This window comes from Methylobacterium sp. D48H (assembly GCF_053345715.1).
Map to the genome: position 1 here is coordinate 140,109 of NZ_JBKFAP010000009.1, position 18,160 is coordinate 158,268.

General features: G+C 71.9%; 20 protein-coding genes. 10 read left to right on the plus strand and 10 right to left on the minus strand.

What is annotated here, in order from left to right; all coding sequences use genetic code 11:
• Positions 1-108: 108 nt before the first annotated feature.
• Positions 109-1,269, minus strand: coding sequence for a multidrug effflux MFS transporter (locus tag ACLBX8_RS17035; RefSeq protein ID WP_447699498.1), 1,161 nt, complete (start codon positions 1,267-1,269; stop codon positions 109-111).
• 164 nt (positions 1,270-1,433) lie between these two features.
• Positions 1,434-2,405 (minus strand): c-type cytochrome, encoded by a 972-nt coding sequence (locus tag ACLBX8_RS17040; protein WP_447699462.1) that lies wholly within the window; start codon positions 2,403-2,405, stop codon positions 1,434-1,436.
• A 323-nt stretch (positions 2,406-2,728) separates the two neighbouring features.
• Between ACLBX8_RS17040 and ACLBX8_RS17045 the strand changes: the two genes are divergently transcribed.
• The gene (locus ACLBX8_RS17045) at positions 2,729-3,472 is read left to right on the plus strand and encodes a 3-deoxy-manno-octulosonate cytidylyltransferase (RefSeq protein ID WP_447715548.1); all 744 of its coding nucleotides are present in this window, start codon (positions 2,729-2,731) and stop codon (positions 3,470-3,472) included.
• A gap of 24 nt (positions 3,473-3,496) precedes the next feature.
• Entirely contained in the window at positions 3,497-4,354 is an 858-nt protein-coding gene (locus ACLBX8_RS17050) for a prephenate dehydratase (RefSeq protein WP_020092639.1), read from the plus strand.
• Between the two features lie 3 nt (positions 4,355-4,357).
• On the opposite strand, the gene ACLBX8_RS17055 is transcribed toward ACLBX8_RS17050, so the two are convergent.
• Positions 4,358-5,083 (minus strand): tyrosine-protein phosphatase, encoded by a 726-nt coding sequence (locus tag ACLBX8_RS17055; RefSeq protein WP_091926161.1) that lies wholly within the window; start codon positions 5,081-5,083, stop codon positions 4,358-4,360.
• Between the two features lie 207 nt (positions 5,084-5,290).
• On the opposite strand from ACLBX8_RS17055, the gene ACLBX8_RS17060 reads away from it, so the two are divergent.
• Both ACLBX8_RS17060 and ppa read left to right on the plus strand, forming a co-directional pair.
• Complete coding sequence (locus tag ACLBX8_RS17060) at positions 5,291-5,797, plus strand: GNAT family N-acetyltransferase (RefSeq protein ID WP_056525909.1); 507 nt, start codon at positions 5,291-5,293, stop codon at positions 5,795-5,797.
• Positions 5,798-5,908: 111 nt separating this feature from the next.
• Positions 5,909-6,442, plus strand: coding sequence for an inorganic diphosphatase (gene ppa, locus ACLBX8_RS17065; RefSeq protein ID WP_020092642.1), 534 nt, complete (start codon positions 5,909-5,911; stop codon positions 6,440-6,442).
• Between the two features lie 40 nt (positions 6,443-6,482).
• Here ppa and ACLBX8_RS17070 read toward each other — a convergent pair whose 3' ends face one another.
• Positions 6,483-7,016 (minus strand): gamma carbonic anhydrase family protein, encoded by a 534-nt coding sequence (locus ACLBX8_RS17070; protein ID WP_020092643.1) that lies wholly within the window; start codon positions 7,014-7,016, stop codon positions 6,483-6,485.
• 158 nt (positions 7,017-7,174) lie between these two features.
• Here ACLBX8_RS17070 and ACLBX8_RS17075 point away from each other — a divergent pair, with 158 nt between their 5' ends.
• Positions 7,175-7,453, plus strand: a complete 279-nt coding sequence (locus ACLBX8_RS17075) for a hypothetical protein (RefSeq protein WP_020092644.1) — start codon at positions 7,175-7,177, stop codon at positions 7,451-7,453.
• A gap of 108 nt (positions 7,454-7,561) precedes the next feature.
• Positions 7,562-7,777 carry a hypothetical protein gene (locus tag ACLBX8_RS17080; protein ID WP_091679600.1) on the plus strand — a complete coding sequence of 72 codons (216 nt, stop codon included), beginning with the start codon at positions 7,562-7,564 and terminating at the stop codon, positions 7,775-7,777.
• Positions 7,778-7,806: 29 nt separating this feature from the next.
• Here the strand turns inward: ACLBX8_RS17080 and ACLBX8_RS17085 are convergent, their stop codons facing one another.
• Both ACLBX8_RS17085 and ACLBX8_RS17090 read right to left on the minus strand, forming a co-directional pair.
• Positions 7,807-7,971 (minus strand): hypothetical protein, encoded by a 165-nt coding sequence (locus tag ACLBX8_RS17085; RefSeq protein ID WP_170862923.1) that lies wholly within the window; start codon positions 7,969-7,971, stop codon positions 7,807-7,809.
• Between the two features lie 94 nt (positions 7,972-8,065).
• Positions 8,066-8,581 (minus strand): META domain-containing protein, encoded by a 516-nt coding sequence (locus ACLBX8_RS17090; RefSeq protein WP_056525903.1) that lies wholly within the window; start codon positions 8,579-8,581, stop codon positions 8,066-8,068.
• 222 nt (positions 8,582-8,803) lie between these two features.
• On the opposite strand from ACLBX8_RS17090, the gene ACLBX8_RS17095 reads away from it, so the two are divergent.
• From ACLBX8_RS17095 to ACLBX8_RS17110, 4 genes are all read left to right on the plus strand, one after another.
• On the plus strand, positions 8,804-9,127 hold the full coding sequence (locus ACLBX8_RS17095) for an XRE family transcriptional regulator (RefSeq protein WP_020092648.1): 324 nt from the start codon (positions 8,804-8,806) through the stop codon (positions 9,125-9,127).
• A 192-nt stretch (positions 9,128-9,319) separates the two neighbouring features.
• Positions 9,320-10,057, plus strand: coding sequence for a PIG-L deacetylase family protein (locus ACLBX8_RS17100; RefSeq protein ID WP_100251386.1), 738 nt, complete (start codon positions 9,320-9,322; stop codon positions 10,055-10,057).
• On the plus strand, positions 10,054-10,647 hold the full coding sequence (locus ACLBX8_RS17105; protein WP_100251385.1) for an SAM-dependent methyltransferase: 594 nt from the start codon (positions 10,054-10,056) through the stop codon (positions 10,645-10,647). Before ACLBX8_RS17100 ends, ACLBX8_RS17105 begins: the two co-directional genes overlap by 4 nt.
• Positions 10,644-11,495, plus strand: coding sequence for a glycosyltransferase family 2 protein (locus tag ACLBX8_RS17110; protein ID WP_100251384.1), 852 nt, complete (start codon positions 10,644-10,646; stop codon positions 11,493-11,495). Before ACLBX8_RS17105 ends, ACLBX8_RS17110 begins: the two co-directional genes overlap by 4 nt.
• Positions 11,496-11,694: 199 nt before the next feature.
• On the opposite strand, the gene ACLBX8_RS17115 is transcribed toward ACLBX8_RS17110, so the two are convergent.
• From ACLBX8_RS17115 to ACLBX8_RS17130, 4 genes are all read right to left on the minus strand, one after another.
• Positions 11,695-12,666, minus strand: coding sequence for an HpcH/HpaI aldolase/citrate lyase family protein (locus tag ACLBX8_RS17115; RefSeq protein ID WP_012320599.1), 972 nt, complete (start codon positions 12,664-12,666; stop codon positions 11,695-11,697).
• A gap of 187 nt (positions 12,667-12,853) precedes the next feature.
• Positions 12,854-15,604, minus strand: a complete 2,751-nt coding sequence (locus tag ACLBX8_RS17120) for a phosphoenolpyruvate carboxylase (RefSeq protein WP_447699463.1) — start codon at positions 15,602-15,604, stop codon at positions 12,854-12,856.
• Between the two features lie 167 nt (positions 15,605-15,771).
• Positions 15,772-16,662 carry a succinate--CoA ligase subunit alpha gene (gene sucD, locus ACLBX8_RS17125; RefSeq protein ID WP_010687110.1) on the minus strand — a complete coding sequence of 297 codons (891 nt, stop codon included), beginning with the start codon at positions 16,660-16,662 and terminating at the stop codon, positions 15,772-15,774.
• Between the two features lie 16 nt (positions 16,663-16,678).
• Complete coding sequence (locus ACLBX8_RS17130; protein ID WP_020092653.1) at positions 16,679-17,857, minus strand: malate--CoA ligase subunit beta; 1,179 nt, start codon at positions 17,855-17,857, stop codon at positions 16,679-16,681.
• Between the last annotated feature and the right edge of the window lie 303 nt (positions 17,858-18,160).

Below are 18,160 nucleotides of genomic sequence, written 5' to 3' on the forward strand. Positions count from 1 at the left end.
GCGCTGACCCTGGGTCGCTTCGCTGCGCTCGCGATGACGGAGAGGGCCGACGGCTCCGCCGAGCAGCGAGCGCCTCCAGGGCCGGCGCTCGACCGTTCGAAACCCGGTTCAGGCCCGCCGGAGCGCCAGCGCGGCGATCAGCCCGGCCGCGAGCAGCGCCAGCGCCACCGGCGTCGCCGAGGTCGCCGGCCACGCGGAGGCGGCGGCCGTGAACAGCGCCCCGAACGTCATCTGGGTAAAGCCGTAGAGGCTGGAGGCCGACCCGGCGGCGTGCGGGTCGACGTTCATCAGCCCCGCCACCGCGTTGGGGCTGAGCAGACCGACGCCCACCGCGTAGACGAAGAGCGGCACGATCAGGCTGACCACGCCGAGCATGCCGGTGCGGTCCACGACCAGCAGCGACAGCGCCGCCCCGATGCAGAGGAGGTTGCCGCTCCGCGCCGCCTTGCGGATCGGCACCCGGGCGGCGAGCCGGCTCGCCAGGACGGCGCCGCCGACCATGCCGAACACGACGATCAGGCAGTCGAAGCCCACCTCCTGCGAGGAGCGCCCGAGCCGGTCCACGAGGAGGAACGGCGCCACCGCCAGGAACGCGTACAGGCTGGTGCCGCCGCAGGCCCCCGCCACCAAGTAGGCCCGGAACACCGGGACCCGCACCAGCCGCAGGTAGCCGGACAGGACGGCGACGAAGCCCGGCAACGCCACCTTGTGGCGGTTGGTCTCGGGCAGGGTGAAGACCACGAGCGCGCCCAGCACGGCGACGAGGCCGGCCAGCACCACGAACACCGCGCGCCAGCCGAAGGCCTCGTTCACCACGCCGCCGATCGCCGGGGCCAGCGCGGGCGTGAGCGTCATCGCGGTGGTGAGGATCGCGAGCTTCCGGGCGGCGTCCTCGCGGGTCGAGACGTCGCGGACCATCGCCCGGCCGATCACCAGCGAGCCGCAGGCGCCGAGGGACTGCAGGACGCGGGCGACGAGCAGGATCCCGATATTCGGCGCGGGGATCGCGAGCAGCAGGCCGGCGAGGTAGAGGCCGAGTCCCCCGATCAGGATCGGGCGCCGCCCGTACCGGTCCGAGAGCGGCCCGTAGAGGAGCTGACCGCCCGCGAGCCCGATCAGGTAGACGGTGATCGTCAGCTGCGCGCCGGCGGCGTTGGTGCCGAGGTCGACGGCCGCCGCCGCCAGCGCCGGCACGAAGATGTGCAGCGCCACCGTCCCGGTCATGGTCACGGCGACGAGGAGCGGCAGGGGGGCCCGGCGCTCCGGCACGGCGGGACTTCGATCAGTCAAGGGGCCCTACGCGGTTCTCGATCCGGCCGGATGCCGGGGCGCAGCCGCCTTAGAGCAAGGGCCACGCCCGGAGCCATGCCGGCGGAACGCGCCAGGCACGCGAGGGGCGGGACCGTGCCCGGCCCCGCACCCGGCCGTGCCGTCTACTCCTTCGGCAGCGGCTGCGGGGTCGGCAGCGGAGCGTTCAGATCCTTGGTCGGGCCGCCGACCTCCAGATCCTTCGCCCGCTCGACCGCCTCGGGATTGGCCTTCGCGGCCGGCTCCTTGGCGGCCGGCGCCGTCGGCGCGGTCGGCTCGGCGGGGATCAGGCTCGAGGGCTGCCCCTGCTGGTCGCTGTCGTGGGCGCTGGCCGGGGGAGCCGGCGCGTTGCGGTCGCTCGACTCGCCGGTCGTGCGCGGGCTGCCGGGCGACTTCGCCTCGACCGGCTTGGCGGTGCCGGTATCGGCGGGCTTGGCCGGGCTGTCCTTACCCTCGGACGCCTTGTTGGCGGCGGGCTTGTCGGCGGACGGCTTGTCGGCGGCGGGCTTGTCCTCGGGCTTGGCCGCGGCGGGCGCGGCCGCCGGCGCGGCGTCGGTCTTCTCGACGGCCGGCAGCGGCTTCGGCGATTCGGCTAGCGTCCGCAGGTAGGCGATGACGTTGGCCCGCTCCTGCGGCGCCGCGATGCCCGCGTAGGCCATCTTGGTGCCCTTCACGTAGGCCTTCGGGTTCGTCAGGAACTCGTCGAGGTCGGCGTAGGTCCAGGTGCCGCCCTTCTCCTTCATGGCCGCCGAGTAGTCGAAGCCCGCATGCGCGCCCTTCGGCCGCTCGACGATGCCGTACAGGTCGGGGCCGACCTTGTTCGGGCCGCCCTTCTCGAAGCTGTGGCAGGCGTGACAGGCCTTGGTGCCGGCCTCGCCCTTCTCGGCATTGGCGCTGGCGAGGCGGACGGCGATCGGCTCGACCTTGGCCTCGGGCGCCGCCGCGGCGGCCTCGGGCTGCGGCTCGGGCAGGTCGTAGCCGGCATTGCCCGCCGGCTTCGGGTGGTAGATCAATTCGGCGACGAAACCCGATCCGGCCGCGAACAGAAGGGCGCCGAGGACCGCACCCAGGACCTTGTTCACCTCGAACGAGTTCATGCTCTTCTCGCAACTCGGCCGTGCCGAACGCGCGCCTGACACGGGCGAGCGGGCTCGGACACCGGACATTGGAAGATTTCGAGGTTGCCTTAGCGGTTCCGGGCCGCTCCTGACAATGCCGCAGGGGCGTTCCGCGTCGCTCCGGCGCAGGATTGTTCCACCGAATTGTCCAGCTTGTCACCGGGTGGCACCTTTTCTCCACCGCGGCCCGGCCCGTTTCCGCAGGCCCGTTCCCGGGGGACGACAACCGGAGGCCGGCCTGTTAAGCAGCCGGCCGCCTCCCGTCGCGGCCGCTCGATCCGCGCATCCGGATCCGAATCTCGATGTCCGATCCCCTGGTCCTGATCCCGGCGCGCCTCGCCGCGACCCGCCTGCCGAACAAGCCGCTGGCCGACATCGCCGGCGAGGCCATGATCGTCCACGTTTGGCGCCGCGCCGTCGAGGCCGGGATCGGCCCGGTGGTGGTCGCCACCGACACGGCGGAGATCGCCCGCACGGTCGAGGCCGCGGGCGGCCTCGCGGTGATGACCCGGGCCGACCACCCGTCGGGCTCCGACCGCCTCGCCGAGGCCCTGGAGATCGTCGATCCGGAGGGCCGCCACGACGTGGTCGTCAACGTGCAGGGCGACCTGCCGACCATCGACCCGGCGATCATCGGCGCCTCCGTCGCGCCGCTCGCCGACCGCACCGTCGACATCGTCACCCTCTGCGCGCCGATCACCGATCCGCACGAGGCCGACAACCCCAACGTGGTCAAGCTCGTCGGCCACGCGGTCGGTCCCGGGCGCCTGCGCGCCCTCTACTTCACCCGCGCCCGCGCGCCCTGGGGCGACGGGCCCCTCTGGCACCATATCGGCCTGTACGCCTACCGGCGCACGGCGCTCAGCCGGTTCGTGGCCCTGCCGCCCGGCGAGCTGGAGGTGCGGGAGAAGCTGGAGCAGCTGCGGGCCCTCGAGGCCGGCATGCGCATCGACGTCGCCATCGTCGACGACCTGCCGCTGGGCGTCGACACCCCCGCCGACCTGGAACGGGCCCGCGCCCTGCTGCAGGGCCGGCGACTGAACTGACCCGACGAACGAATCCGCGCCGCCATGACCGACCGCACCATCGCCTACCAGGGTGAGCCCGGGGCCAACTCGCACATCATCTGCGCGGAAGCCTACCCGGACTGGACGCCGCTGCCCTGCCCGACCTTCGAGGACGCCTTCGCGGCGGTGACGGAGGGGCGCGCGCAGCGGGCGATGATCCCGATCGAGAACTCGATCGCGGGCCGCGTCGCCGACATCCACCACCTGATCCCGATCTCGCCGCTGCACATCGTGGCCGAGCACTTCCTGCCGATCCACTTCCAGCTGATGGTCCTGCCGGGCACGAAGCTCGAGGCGCTGAGGAGCGTCCACAGCCACGTCCACGCGCTGGGCCAGTGCCGCCGCATCATCCGCCGGCTGGGCCTGAAGGCCGTGGTCGCCGGCGACACCGCCGGGGCAGCCCGCGAGATCGCCGAGATCGGCGATCCGAGCCGGGCGGCCCTGGCGCCCGCTCTCGCCGCCGAGGTCTACGGCCTGGACATCCTCGAGCGCGACGTCGAGGACGAGGCGCACAACACCACCCGGTTCGTGGTGTTCTCCCCCGAGCCCGAGCCAGTCGCCCAGGGCGCCGAGCCCTGCGTGACGAGCTTCGTGTTCCGCGTCCGCAACATCCCGGCCGCCCTCTACAAGGCGCTCGGCGGCTTCGCGACCAACGGCGTCAACATGTCGAAGCTCGAGAGCTACATGGTCGACGGCGAGTTCACCGCCACGCAGTTCTACGCCGAGGTCGACGGCCATCCGGAGGATACGGGCCTCCGCCGCGCGCTGGACGAGCTCGGCTTCTTCTCGCGCGAGTTGCGGGTGATCGGGACCTACCCGGCCCACCCGTTCCGCGAGGCGGCGCGGCCGCCCGCGGAGTGATCCTCACTCCCGCCGCAGGATACGGTCGGCGGCCAGATCCGACCAGAAGCCCGGCCGGAAATCCCGCTTGAGCGCCTCGGGATCGTAGACGGTCTCGACCCAGGTCAGGAAGTCGAGGCCCTTCGCCTCGCCCTCGACGCGGTAGCGGGCGAAGAACGCGTCGAGGATCCCGGTCTTGGCGAAGCGGAGATGGCCGTAGCGGGCGGAGAGCTGCCGGGCGGCCTCGGCCACCGGGCGGCCCTCGTGCAGGATCAGGTACAGGGCCGAGGCGAGGCCGGCCCGGTCGGCGCCGGACTTGCAGTGCATCACGGCCGGGTACTCGATGCCGGCGAAGAACGCCTTGGCGCCGAGGATGGTGGCGCGGTCCGGCGCCTCCCGCGAGCGGAGCACGAACTCGACGAGCTTGAGGCCGTGGCGCTCGCAGGCCTCGCGCTGCAGCGGCCAGGACCCGTGCTCGCGCCCGCCGCGCAGGGAGATGATCGTCCGCACGCCCTCGGCCCGGAAGCGGGCGAGTTGGTGGGGACCGGGCTGGGCCGAGCGCCAGACGGCGCCGGTGCCGACCCGGTGCCGGTTGAGGTAGGCGAGGCGGAACACGCCGTGGTCCATCAGCAGCATGCTGGCCCAGGCCATCAGCCGGTCGCCGGGGCCGGCGATCGGCCGCTCGAAGCGGGCGATCCGGGCCATGCGGCGCGCGTAGCGCGTCTCGGGCTTGAGGAAGCGGTTGAACAAGGCCGGGCTGCCGAGGGAACGAGCCCGGGCTCTACCAGCCACCCGGCGGCCCGGCAATTCGCGGGCCCAGCCCCCGACCGGCACACGGTCGACCACACACCGACGCGATCCGGCGCCGTTCTTGCCTTCACTCCGCCCGGATCGGCATCGAACCTGCGCGGACCGCGCGAGTTATCCGCCGGTCGGACGATGGGAGGCCCGAGGCCCATGAGCACGCGCACCACGAGCATCCGCCGGGCCCGCGAGGCCGACCTCGGCGGCTTGTCCAAGGTGTTCGACGCGTCGTGGCGCGAGGCCTATCGCGGCATCATCCCGGGCGTCGCCCTGGAGCGGCTGATCTCGACCCGGGACCGGGCGTGGTGGCGGGGCGCCCTGCGCCGCGGCCGGCCGATCGCGGTGGTCGAGACGGGCGAGCTCGTCGTCGGCTACGCGGCCTACGGGCGGACGCGCAGCCGGTCCCTCGGGACCGAGGCCGAGATCGACGAACTCTACCTGCTTCCGGAGTACCAGGGCGTCGGCCTGGGCCGGCGCCTGTTCCGGGCGGTGCGCAACGACCTCGCGGATCACGGCCTCGCGCGGCTCGGCGTGTGGAGCCTGGAGGACAACGCCCGCGCCAGCGCCTTCTACGAGGGGCTCGGCGGCGTCGCCGGCCCGCGGGTGCTGGACCGCGTGGCGGGCCTCCCGCTCCCGAAGGTCGGGTTTCTCTTCGGCTAACGTTTTCCAGCGCTCGTTGCCGGGCCGTACCATCGACTGATTTGCTTTGCCAGGCGGCGCCTCTAAGAGATCCGGGAAGCGGACGAGACCGCATTCCGGAAGCGACACGCCATGAAGATCGACGCCATCCCGCTCGGCAAGAAGCCGCCGCACGACGTCAACGTGATCGTCGAGGTGCCGCTCGGCGGCGAGCCGATCAAGTACGAGATGGACAAGGAATCCGGCGCGCTGGTCGTCGACCGGTTCCTGTACACGCCGATGTTCTACCCGGGCAATTACGGCTTCATCCCCCACACGCTGTCGGGCGACGGCGATCCCTGCGACGTGCTGGTGGCCAACACCCGCGCCGTGCTGCCGGGCGCGATCATCAGCGCGCGTCCCGTGGGCGTGATGGTGATGCAGGACGAGGGCGGCGAGGACGAGAAGATCATCGCGGTGCCCTCGCGCCACCTGACCAAGCGCTACGACCGGGTCGAGAACTACACCGACCTGCCCGACATCACGATTCAGCAGATCCAGCACTTCTTCGAGCACTACAAGGATCTCGAGCCCGGCAAGTGGGTCAAGTTCGTCCGCTGGGGCGACAAGGAGGAGGCCCACCGGCTGATCGAGGAAGCGATCGAGCGCGGCAAGGCCAAGAAGTAAGGGCTGACCGGCCGCTCCCGCCCGGGAGCGGCCCGGGCCGTCAGCCGTCGATGCGGCGCAGCCCGGCCCGGTAGCGCCGGGCATTCTCCACGTAGCGCAGGGCGGCCTGCCGCAGACCCTCGATCGCGGCCTCGTCGAGGGTGCGCACGGCCTTGGCCGGCGCCCCGACGATCAGGCTGTGATCCGGGAACTCCTTGCCCTCGGTGACCAGCGCGTTGGCGCCGACGAGGCAGCCGCGGCCGATCCGGGCCCCGTTCAGAACCGTCGCCCCCATGCCGACGAGGCTGCCGTCCCCGATGGTGCAGCCGTGCACGATCGCGCCGTGCCCGATCGTGACGTCGGTCCCGATCACGAGGGGGAAGCCGGGATCGACGTGCATGATCACGCCTTCCTGGACGTTGGTGCGGTCGCCGATGCGGATCGGCTCGTTGTCGCCGCGCAGGGCCGCGCCGAACCAGATGCCGACATCGAGGCCGAGATGCACCCGGCCGATCACCTGCGCGTCGGGCGCGATCCAGACCCGGGCCGGGTCGGCGAGGTCGGGGACGTGCTCGTCGAGGGCGTAGAGCGGCATGGCGGCCTTTCACGGAAGAGCGGTGGTATCGGCCGCGCGGCGCGGCCGGGATCGCGACAGATGACGCGCGGCACGTGTCGCGGGAATGGTACGGCGCGTCCAGGCTGCCAATGCTAGGCTGGCTCCGCAAGCGGTCGCGACCCGGATCGGAGACAGAGATGGCACGCCTCCCGGCCCTGATCGGTCTGACGCTTCTCCTGCTGACGCAGGGGGCCGGGGCCGCGGACCTGCGGGGGCCGGCGGCGCTGGGCCGGTTCCGGGCGACGTGCGAGGATCTCGGGACCTTCTGCTTCGCCGACGCCTGCGGCGGCGATCAGATCGCGGCGGCCGAGGGCTGCCGGGCGCGCTGTCCGAGCGCGTCGATCGTCGAGGTCGTCCCGGCCGCCTGCCCGCTGCCGGACGGTCGGTCCGTGCCGATCCTCCGGCGCCGCGGCTGAGAATCGGCCGCGATCGAGGGCCGGGAGAAATATCGGACGTCCGCGGCAACGAAACGCGGAACGCGGCATTGACCGTTTCGAACAAGCGAACAACGGAGACGCGGACAGATGCTCGCGAACGCGCGCGATGCCCGCCGGCGCACGAAGCTGACCAGCGATCTCCGTCCGCCCGAAGCGGGAGCGAACGCCGACCCCGTCCTGTACGGCGTGGCCGCGGGTCTGGCGGCCCTGTTCCCGCCCGTGATGCTGCGCTCGGAGGCCGCGCCCGAGACGCACCGCGCCTCCGAGACCTCGCGGGCGCCGGACGCGACCGGCACCCGCTGAGGCTAGGACCGGTCGGCGCAGGCTTCCCCTCAGGCCGCGAGCCGGACGAGGAGGAGGAGGGTCGCCAGGAGCGGCGCCGCCGCGGCGAGCCAGAGGGCGCCCGGATGGAAGCCCTCGGGCCCCGAGAAGCGCGCGGTCCGCGTCACCGCGGGACGCAGGGGATCCCCGCGTCCGATCCCGATCCCGACTGGCATCCGCGCCCTCCTCGATACCGGAGGAGTGAGCGCCGACGTCCCTCAAGAGCGTCTGAATCGGCGGCCGTCGTCGTTCGGCGTGGTGAACCGGCCCTTAAAGGGCCCGGTCGAACTTCAGCTCGCCGTTCGGGCTCTTCAGAACGAGCTGCGAGCCGACCATGTCCCACGCCGCCGAGGTGCGCAGGGCGATGAAGAACGCCTGCTCGGCGGCTGCGAGGCCCTTGTCGCAGCTCTTCTTGGTGAGCGCGAGCGGGCCGACGGCGATGTGCTGCTCCTTGAGCGGGAAGGCGGTCGCCGCGAAGGTGTTGCAGCCGCCGTAGCCGCGGGCGCGGTACTGCTTGTCGATGATGAAGCTCGGCCGGTCGCCGCCCGTGAACGGCTTGCCGTTCAGGCTCACGGCGGTCCAGGTCGAGTCCAGCGGGAACATCTTCTCGCTGGCCTTGGTCCCCGGCACGTACTGGGGCTTCTTCTCCTCCTCGCCGCCCGGCCGGCGGTTGCCCCGGCCGAAGCCCGTGGGCGAGCCGCCCATCTGCGCCTGCGCCTGCGTCGCCGCGGTCAGGTCCATGGCCAGCACGGCACAGGCCAAGCTCGCGATCAGCACCCCTCTCATCGTCCAGTCCCCATGTCGCGCGCGCCGCGCGCAGGTCATCCCGGTCCGGAAGCGCCGCGCGGGCCGCGCGGTCCGGCCCCTCGCGGGGGCCGCTCCGAATCCTTGCGCCTTGCCGGATGCGACAGGATTTCAGCACAATTATGGTCGCGCTCGGCCGAAGACCGCCCGGAAACGATCCGGGACCGCGATCGTTGTTAATCGATGCGAAGCAGGAGGATCACCTTGGCAGGATCGGACGAGGGCGCGCAGAGCGGGACCCGGGCGCTCGCCATGACCCCGGCGCAGTCGCGGGCGGCCCGCGGGCTGCTCGGCTGGTCGGAGGCCGATCTCGCCGGCAAGGTCGGCCTGGACGAGCGATTCGTGCGGGATTTCGAGGGCGGCTACAGCGACGCGCCCAGTGGCCAAGTCGAGGCCCTGCGCAGCGCCCTCAGCGCCGCCGGTGCGGTCTTCCGCGACGCGCCGACGCCCGGCGTCCACCTCGCGGCGGGCCGGGGCGTCGACGAGGGCACCCGCGCCGACGCGCTCACCACCGAGAACGATCGCTGACACTCGCCGGCCGGCCCGAACGCGCCGCTCATGGCGCGTTCATGCGCCGCGCCTGACAACCCGGGACGCCACAACCCGCGCACCGTCCGTGGAGCGTCCCGTGATCGATCCCGTCAGCAGCCCGTCGCGGTGCGACCGGCGCTTTCCCTTGGCCTTCGTCTTGTCGGCCTCCGACCGGATCGGAGGCCGCTGATGCGCGCCGACGCCTTCCTCGCCGCCGCCGACGCGCTGCCCGTGGCGAGCCTCGACGCCCTCCTGGGGAGCCGGGGGCTCGTGGTGGTCGCGCCCCATCCCGACGACGAGAGCCTTGGATGCGGCGGGCTGATCGCCGCCGCCCGGGCGTCGGGACGGCCCGTGCATCTCGTCGTGGTCAGCGACGGCTGCGGGTCGCACACGCATTCCCGTCTCTACCCGCCCGAGAAACTGCGCGCCCTCCGCGAGGCGGAGACCCGGCGGGCCGTGGCGGTCCTCGGCCTCGGGCCCGAGGCCGTCACCTTCCTGCGCCTCCCGGACGCGCACGTCCCGAGCGACGGCCCCGAGGCCGAGGCCGCCGCGTCCGCGGTCGCCCGCGCGGCCGCGGCGATCGGGGCCGGCGCGGTCTTCGTCACGTGGCGCCACGATCCCCACTGCGACCACAAGGCGGCCGCGGCGATCGTCGCCCTCGCGCGGCCGCAGATGCCGGGGGTCCGCGTCTACGAGTACCCCGTCTGGGGCTGGACCCTGCCGCCCGAGACCGAGGTCGGGCCGAGCCCCGCCGGCCTGCGCCTCGACGTCTCCGCCTATCGCGAGACCAAGGCGCGCGCCGTCGCCGCCCACGAATCGCAGACCACCGACCTGATCGCGGACGATCCCCAGGGCTTCCGGCTCGAGCCCGCCATGATCGACCGGCTCTGCGGCCCCTACGAGCGCTTCGTCGCGGTCCCCGCATGAGCCGCCGGACGCAGACCCTGCCGGAAGACTACTTCCTCGGCATGTACGCCAGCGACCCGGATCCCTGGCGCTTCACCTCGTCGTCCTACGAGCGCGACAAGTACGCGGCGACGCTGGCGGCCCTGCCGCAGGCGCGCTACCGGGCCGCGTTCGAGCCGGCCTGCTCGATCGGCGTCTTCACCCACGCCCTGTCCGAGCGCTGCGAGCGTCTGCTCGCCACGGATCTGGTTCCGGCCGCCCTGGAGGACGCCCGGGCGCGCTGCGCGGATCGCCCCCACGTCGAGATCCGGCAGGGCACGATGCCGGCGGACTGGCCCGAGGAGCGCTTCGACCTGATCGTCCTCTCCGAGTTCCTGTACTTCCTGGCCCCGGAGGATTTCGCCGCGCTCGTGTGCCGGGCCGGCGCGACGATCGCGCCCGGCGGCGACATCGTGCTGGTGCACTGGCTGGGCGAGACCGACTACCCGCTCTCGGGTGACGGCGCCGCCGAGGGCTTCATCCGGCTGTCGGCGCCCTTCGCACAGGTCCTGAGTCAGGCGCGGACGGACAAGTACCGCATCGACGTCCTGCGCGCCGGAACCGCCCCGTGAGCGTCGCGGTCATCACCCTCAACAAGGGCCGGCGCGCGCACCTGACCCGTCTGCTCGAAGGCCTCGGCCGCGGCGACCCGCCCGACCGCTGCGTCGTCGTCGAGATCGGCGACGACGCGGCGCCCTACCCGGCCCTGCCCTTCCCGGTGGAGCGCGTGCCGTTCCCGCGTGCCGGCCTGCCGCTCGCCGCGGCGCGCAATGCCGGGCGCCGGGCCGCCGGTGCCGACACGCTGATCTTCCTCGACGTGGACTGCATCCCCTCGGCGGGGCTCGTCGCGGGCCTGTCGCGGGCGGTGGCCGAGCGGGACGGCCTGATCTGCTGCGAGATCGGCTACCTGCCGGCCGGCGCGGTCGCGGACGGGTGGCGCGAGACGGATCTGGCGCGTCTCGGCGCGCCGCACCCGGTGCGGGTCTTCCCGCCCGCCGGCACGGTGGCGCCGGCGCCGCAGCCCGGCCTGTTCTGGTCCCTCGCCTTCGCGGTGCGGGCCGCGACCTATGACCGCCTCGGCGGCTTCGACGAGACCTTCTCGGGCTACGGCGCGGAGGACACCGACCTCGCCTTCCGGGCCGAGCGGGCCGGCGTGCCGATCCTGTTCCTCGGCGGCCCCCGGGCCTACCATCAGCATCATCCGGGCTACGACCCGCCGCTGCAGCATTTCCGCGACATCGTCGCCAACGCGGCGCGCTTCCACGACCGGCACGGGATCTGGCCGATGGACGGCTGGCTCGACGGGTTCGCCCGGCTCGGGCTGATCGCGGCGGACCGCTCCACCGGGATCGTGGTTCACCGGGACCCGACGCCGGACGAGATGGAAGCGGCGCGGCTGCCCGACGATCGGCCGTTCTGACGGGACTTCGGGCCACGCGGCGCCGCCGTCCTCGCCGCCGTCCTCGCGAGCGCAGCGAGGCAACCCGGCAGCGACACGCATGTCGCCGTAGCCGCGACCCTCGATTGCTTCGCTGCGCTCGCAAGGACGAGACGTTCCTCGCCGTGCGGAGGGCGGATCCCGGCCAGGGGGCCGGGATCCGCCCGCGTCAGAGCCGTCTTCAGCCCTTCATGGCGTTCGCCTTCTCGATCAGCGCCTCGGCCATGCGGATCGAGGCGATGTCGATGAGGCGGCCGTCCAGGGACACGGCGCCGCGGCCGGCCTTGGCGGCCTCTTCCATGGCCTCGAGGATGCGCCGGGCCTTGGTGACCTCGGCCTCGGAGGGCGTGAACACCTCGTTGGCGAGCTCGATCTGGCTCGGGTGGATCGCCCACTTGCCCTCGAAGCCGAGGGCCGCGCAGCGGCGGGCCGCCGAGCGGTAGCCGTCCGGATCCGAGAAGTCGCCGAACGGTCCGTCGATCGGGCGCAGGCCGTAGGCGCGGCAGGCGACCAGCATGCGGTTCTGGGCGAACAGCCACGGGTCCTGCCAGTGGGTCTGGCGGCTGCCGGACTCGTCCTTGTCGGTCAGCACCGAGAAGTCGGGGTTCACGCCGCCGATGACGGTGGATCGGGCGCGGGTCGAGGCGGCGTAGTCGGCGACGCCGAAGGACATCGCCTCCAGCCGCTTCGACGACTGGGCGATCGCCTCGACGTTGGCCATGCCGAGGGCCGTCTCGATCAGCACCTCGAAGCCGATCTGCTTCTCGCGCTTCTTGGCCTGCTCGATCTGGGTGACCAGCACGTCGATGGCGTAGACGTCGGCCGGCACGCCGACCTTGGGGATCAGCACCATGTCGAGCCGCGGGCAGGCTTCGACGATGTCGACCACGTCGCGGTACATGTAGTGGGTGTCGAGACCGTTGATGCGGATCATCATGGTCTTGTTGCCCCAATCCAGGTCGTTCAGCGCCTGGATAATGTTGGTGCGGGCCTTCTCCTTGTCGTCCGGGGCGACCGCGTCCTCGAGATCGAGGAAGATCACGTCCGCCGCCGAGGAGGCCGACTTCTCCATGAAGGTCGGGTTGGAGCCGGGCACGGCGAGTTCGGAGCGGTGCAGGCGCGGCTTGGCCTGCTGGATCAGGGTGAAGCTCATCTTGGGTTCTCTCTCCTGGTGACGGTTCTGATGCCGTTGCGGGATGCGGTCCCGTTCATCGGCGGCAAATGGCGCGCGCGTGGATCGCTGACAGGGCGCGGCTGCACGAATGGACCGGGTCCCCGGTACGGGATCGCGGCAGGGGTCCCGTCTCCCGCGCGGGAGAGGGAGCCCGCTGGACCCTCCCCTATCCGGTCGCCCCGAAGCCGACCGCGATGCAGTTGATGGACAGGAGCAGGGCCGACTTCACCGCCTCGCGCCGGTCCTCGTCGGTCTCCGCGCGGTAGCGGGCGAGCAGCTCGACCTGCTCGCGGCTGACCTGGTTGATCGTCGGGAGCCGGCCCTTCAGGCGGTCCCGGAACAGGGGGAAGCGCTCGGCCAGCTCCGTGCCGCCGCTCACCCGCAGCACCATCTCGCGGGTGAGCGCGTACTCGGCCTCGATCATCGAGAAGATCCGGTCCCGCACGCCCGCGTCCTGGACGAGGCCCGCGTAGGCGCGGGCGATGTCGAGATCGACCATCATCAGCGTCTTCTCGACCTCGTCGAGGACGAGGCGGAGGATGCGGGACTCGTTGAACAGCCGCTTGAGGGTCGCCTCGCCGTCGCGGCCGCGCACGTCGATGAAGCTCGCCAGCCCCGAGCCGACGCCGTACCAGCCGGTGATCACGTGCCGGTTCTGCGACCACGCGAACACCCAGGGGATCGCGCGGAGGTCCGAGAGCGAGCGCGCGCCGAAGCGGCGGGCCGGACGCGAGCCGATGTTGAGAAGGGAGATCTCGTCCAGCGGGCTCGCCGCCTGGAAGTAATCGACCAGGCCGTCGGTCTGGAGCAGCTGGACGTAGGCCGCCCGCGAGGCCCCGGCGAGCGCCTCGAGGGCGTCGTCGTGGCCGGGGCCCGCCCGCTCGCCGTCGCCGGCGAGCGCGTGCTCGAACACCGAGGCCGCCAGCAGCTCCATCTGGTAGGCGGCCGTGCCGCGGTTGGCGTACTTGAACGAGACGACCTCGCCCTGCTCGGTGGTCCGGAACCGGCCGCGGATCGAGCCCGGCGGCTGGGCCATGATGCCCTTCTGGGTCGGCACGCCGCCGCGGCTCACCGAGCCGCCGCGCCCGTGGAAGAAGGCGATCCCGACGCCGAGCTCCTCGCCGAGCCGGGTCAGCTTGCTCTGCGCCTTGTAGAGTTCCCAGTTGGCGGCGACGAAGCCGCCGTCCTTGTTGGAGTCGGAGTAGCCGATCATCACCTCCTGCACGCCGCCCTGCCAGCGGGTGGAGCGGCGGACCACCGGCACGTTGAGCAGCGCCCGCATGATCGCCGGGGCGGCGCGCAGGTCGTCGATGGTCTCGAACAGGGGCACGATCGGCAGCGGGCAGATCTCCGTGCCGGCGGCGTCGAGGAACACCCCCGCCTCCTTGGCCAGCAGGTACGCGCCGAGCACGTCCTCCACCGAGCGGGTCATCGACAGCACGAAGGCGCCGAACGCCTCGCGGTCGAGGGCCTCGCGCATCTCGGCGACGAGGGCGAAGGTGGCCAGCGTCTCGCGGGCCGCGTCGGGCAGGTCCTCGAAGGACCGCTCGGGATCGCGCGGCCGGGCGAGCTCCGTGTCGAGCCACTGGCGCCACGCGGCCGAGCCGAGGGCCGGCGGCTCGCCGTCGCCGTGGCGCTGGCGCCAGAGGGCGTGGAGCGTGTCGGTGGTCCGGGTGGTGTTCTCGCGCAGGTCGAGGCGGACCGTCGAGAAGCGGAAGATCTCGACCATGCGCCGGACCGGACGCACGAGGTCCCGCGCCAGTGCCCCGCACTTGGCCTCGGTCAGGCCGCGCTCCAGGGTGCGCAGGTCCTCGATCAGCCCGTCCGCGCTCGCGTAGTCGGGGCCGGACGGGTGCTCGCCCTCGTTGCGGGCGATCGTCGCCTCGATCTTGCGCAGGACGCAGGAGAGGTACTGGCGATAGGGCTCGCCCGGGTTGCGCCGGGTGATGGCGCGGGCCTGGCCGCTCTCGGCGAGATTCCGGTCGAGCTCCGCGCGGAAGCTCTCGGGCAGCGGCAGCGAGCGCTCGGTGAGCGAGAGGGTCCGCCCCAGCTCGCGGACGCCGTCGCGGTAGCGCGTGAGCGAGGCGAGCGCGTTGCGGTGCAGGGTCTGCCGGGTGACCGCCGCCGTGACGTAGGGGTTGCCGTCCCGGTCGCCGCCGATCCAGGAGCCGAACTGGAAGAACGGCGGCACCCTGAACTCCGTGCCCGGATAGGTCTCGGCCAGCGCCTCGTGGAGGGTCTCCAGGGTCTCGGGCAGCATCTCGAACAGGGTCTCGTCGAAGAAGTGCAGACCCCAGGCCACCTCGCGCTCGACGGTGGCCTTCTCCAGGTGCAGCTCGCCGGTCATCCAGACCAGCTCGATCTGGTCGCGCAGTTCGTTCATGAGCCCGTTGCGCTCACGGTCGGTCCAGCGCGGCATCTCCAGCTCGCGCAGGACGAGGTAGATCCGGCGGAACTTCTCCAGCACCGTCACCCGCTTGCCCTCGGTCGGGTGGGCGGTGAGCGTCGGGCGGATGCGCAGGTCGCTCAGCAGCGCCTGGATTTTTTCAGGGGGCACGCCCTGCTTGCGCGCGTCGGAAAAAACCTTGGCGAAGGAGCCGCCGAGCGCGGCCCGCCCCTCCGTGCGCTCCACGTGCCGGCGGCGGCGCATCGCGGCGTTCTGCTCGGCGATGGAGATCAGCTGGAACCAGATGCCCTGCACCTGCAGCGCGCGCGCCAGCATCTGCGGCGAGAAGCGCGAGATGTCGGCCGTCCCGTGCAGGACCGCCTCGAGGTCGGGGTCGTGCCGGCGGGCGACGTCGAGCAGCGCCTGGAACAGGATGTCCAGCGCCTGTTCCGACGACGTGCCGACGATCACCGGCGGCGCGAAGGCCGTGGCATCGACGAGACCGGGGGTTGCGTGAAGGGTGCGGGTCATGGAGCCACCTCGTGGCGCACGGTCTTTCTCGAGGATGTTCAGCGCGATGCGCCGTCACCTCCGGGAGGGAGGCGCGCATCGGCCGGTGCCCAGCGCGACGCGCGCCCTCTCCCGCTCGGGAGAGAGGACCCGCGCCGCGTTCCGGGACGTAAGGCGGGCCGGCCGCGCTACGCGGCCCGGGCCAGCACGTCGGCCACCGTCTGCCCGAAGGAGCCCGGATCCGGCGCCACCGTCAGCCCGTAGGAGCGCATGATCTCGGCCTTCTCGGCGGCGCTGTCGCCGGCCGCCGATATGATCGCGCCCGCATGGCCCATGCGGCGACCCTTCGGGGCGGTCAGCCCGGCCACGAAGCCGATCACCGGCTTCGACATGTTCTCGCGGATCCAGGCCGAGGCCTCGGCCTCCTGCGGGCCGCCGATCTCGCCGATCATCAGGACCGCGTCGGTGTCCGGGTCGGTCTCGAACAGGGCGAGGTGGTCGAGGAAGGACGAGCCGTTGATCGGGTCGCCGCCGATGCCCACCGAGGTCGAGATCCCGAGCCCGAGTTCCTTGAGTTGCGAGGCGGCCTCGTAGCCCAGCGTCCCGGAGCGGGAGATCACCCCGACATTGCCCGGAAGGTAGATGTGGCCGGGCATGATGCCGAGCATCGCCTTGCCGGGCGAGATGATGCCGGCGCAGTTCGGGCCGACCACCATAGTCCGCTTCTCTTTGGGGTAGCGGTACAGGTAGCGCTTCACCCGCATCATGTCCTGGGCCGGGATGCCGTCGGTGATCGAGCAGACCAGCCGCAGGCCGGCATCGGCCGCCTCCATGATGGCGTCCGCCGCGAAGGGGGGCGCCACGAAGGTGATCGACGTGGTGGCGCCGGTCGCCGCCACCGCCTCCTTGACGGTGTTGAACACCGGCAGGCCGAGATGGGTGCGCCCGCCCTTGCCCGGGGTGACGCCGCCGACGACGTTCGTGCCGTAATCCAGCATCTCCTTGGCGTGGAAGGTGCCTTTGTCGCCCGTGATGCCCTGGACGATGATCGGGGTGGTCTCGTCGATGAGGATGCTCATGGCGCGGTCTCCCCTCTCAGTGCTGCGTCTTGGCGGCGGAGCAGGCGTCGACCGCCTTCTTGGCCGCCTCAGCCAGCGTGTCGGCGGTGATGAGATCGAGGCCGCTCTCGGCCAGGATCTTCTTGCCGGCCTCGACGTTCGTGCCGGCGAGCCGGACCACGAGCGGCACGTCGATCTTCACCTCGCGGGCGGCCTGGACGACGCCCTCGGCGACCCAGTCGCAGCGGTTGATGCCGGCGAAGATGTTGACCAGGATCGCCTTCACGTTGCGGTCCGAGAGCACGAGCCGGAAGGCCGTGGCGACCCGCTCAGGAGACGCGCCGCCGCCGACGTCCAGAAAGTTCGCCGGCTCGCCACCCGCGTGCTTGATCATGTCCATGGTGGCCATGGCGAGGCCCGCGCCGTTGACGATGCAGCCGATCTCGCCCTCGAGGCCGATGTAGCTGAGGTTGTGCTCGGCGGCCTGCGCCTCGCGGGGATCGCCCTGGGACGGGTCGTGCATGTCGGCGATGCCCGGCCGGCGGAACATCGCGTTGTCGTCGAAGCTCATCTTGGCGTCGAGCGCCAGCACCCGGTCGTCCTTGGTGACGACGAGCGGGTTGATCTCCAGCATGGTGCCGTCGCAGTCGCGGAACGCCCGGTAGGCGTTCATGATCGTCTTCACCGCGGCCGAGACCTGCTTGATGTTGAGCCCGAGCTGGAAGGCGATCTCCCGCGCCTGGAACTGCTGCAGGCCGACCGCCGGCTCGACCACCACCTGGATGAGCGAGTCGGGCTCCTTGGCGGCGATCTCCTCGATGTCCATGCCGCCGCGCTGGCTGGCGATGACCCGCACGCGCTCGGCCTTCCGGTCCAGCACGTAGCCGAGGTAGAGCTCGCGCTCGAACGGGTCGGCGGTCTCGACGTAGACCCGCTGCACCGGCTTGCCCTCGGGGCCGGTCTGGTGCGTGACGAGGCGCTTGCCGAGGAGGTCCTTCGCGGCATCGCGGACCTCGTTGTAGGTCCGGCACAGCTTGATGCCGCCGGCCTTGCCGCGGGCGCCGGCGTGGATCTGCGCCTTCACGGCCCAGAACGAGCCGCCGAGCTCGGTGGCCGCGTAGACCGCTTGGTCCGGGCTGAAGGCGATCGCGCCTTTCGGGACGGCCACGCCGAAGCTCGCGAGCAGCTCCTTGGCCTGATACTCGTGGACGTCCATTCGGCGCCTCCTCCGCGGTTCGTTGCCGCCGTTGACGCCCTCTACTTTAGTTGAGTCGAAAGATTACGCCCGTCAAATTTTTTAAGCTCCTGATTGACCGCGACTTTTTCGCGGTCGCAACACAGATCGTATTTCATATTGCAACGCAGCATACAGAAAAACAGCGAGGCCGGGAGCACGATGCACCCGGCCTCGACTGTTGAATCGCTACAAAGTACGTCGGAACGCTTCGTTCAGGACGCTCTGTCCGTCATCGCGAGCGCAGCGAAGCGACCCAGGGCAGCGCGACGCCTGCGAGGGTGG

What these genes read in the sequence shown, in the direction of transcription:
- ACLBX8_RS17085 (WP_170862923.1), bottom strand. Translation starts at nt 7,971, where the DNA reads ATGCCAGTCGGGATCGGGATCGGACGCGGGGATCCCCTGCGTCCCGCG.
- ACLBX8_RS17070 (WP_020092643.1), bottom strand. Translation starts at nt 7,016, where the DNA reads ATGCCGCTCTACGCCCTCGACGAGCACGTCCCCGACCTCGCCGACCCG.
- ACLBX8_RS17080 (WP_091679600.1), top strand. Translation starts at nt 7,562, where the DNA reads ATGCTCGCGAACGCGCGCGATGCCCGCCGGCGCACGAAGCTGACCAGC.
- ACLBX8_RS17040 (WP_447699462.1), bottom strand. Translation starts at nt 2,405, where the DNA reads ATGAACTCGTTCGAGGTGAACAAGGTCCTGGGTGCGGTCCTCGGCGCC.
- ACLBX8_RS17050 (WP_020092639.1), top strand. Translation starts at nt 3,497, where the DNA reads ATGACCGACCGCACCATCGCCTACCAGGGTGAGCCCGGGGCCAACTCG.
- ppa (WP_020092642.1), top strand. Translation starts at nt 5,909, where the DNA reads ATGAAGATCGACGCCATCCCGCTCGGCAAGAAGCCGCCGCACGACGTC.
- ACLBX8_RS17090 (WP_056525903.1), bottom strand. Translation starts at nt 8,581, where the DNA reads ATGAGAGGGGTGCTGATCGCGAGCTTGGCCTGTGCCGTGCTGGCCATG.
- ACLBX8_RS17120 (WP_447699463.1), bottom strand. Translation starts at nt 15,604, where the DNA reads ATGACCCGCACCCTTCACGCAACCCCCGGTCTCGTCGATGCCACGGCC.
- ACLBX8_RS17130 (WP_020092653.1), bottom strand. Translation starts at nt 17,857, where the DNA reads ATGGACGTCCACGAGTATCAGGCCAAGGAGCTGCTCGCGAGCTTCGGC.
- ACLBX8_RS17060 (WP_056525909.1), top strand. Translation starts at nt 5,291, where the DNA reads ATGAGCACGCGCACCACGAGCATCCGCCGGGCCCGCGAGGCCGACCTC.
- ACLBX8_RS17100 (WP_100251386.1), top strand. Translation starts at nt 9,320, where the DNA reads ATGCGCGCCGACGCCTTCCTCGCCGCCGCCGACGCGCTGCCCGTGGCG.
- sucD (WP_010687110.1), bottom strand. Translation starts at nt 16,662, where the DNA reads ATGAGCATCCTCATCGACGAGACCACCCCGATCATCGTCCAGGGCATC.
- ACLBX8_RS17115 (WP_012320599.1), bottom strand. Translation starts at nt 12,666, where the DNA reads ATGAGCTTCACCCTGATCCAGCAGGCCAAGCCGCGCCTGCACCGCTCC.
- ACLBX8_RS17045 (WP_447715548.1), top strand. Translation starts at nt 2,729, where the DNA reads ATGTCCGATCCCCTGGTCCTGATCCCGGCGCGCCTCGCCGCGACCCGC.
- ACLBX8_RS17105 (WP_100251385.1), top strand. Translation starts at nt 10,054, where the DNA reads ATGAGCCGCCGGACGCAGACCCTGCCGGAAGACTACTTCCTCGGCATG.
- ACLBX8_RS17075 (WP_020092644.1), top strand. Translation starts at nt 7,175, where the DNA reads ATGGCACGCCTCCCGGCCCTGATCGGTCTGACGCTTCTCCTGCTGACG.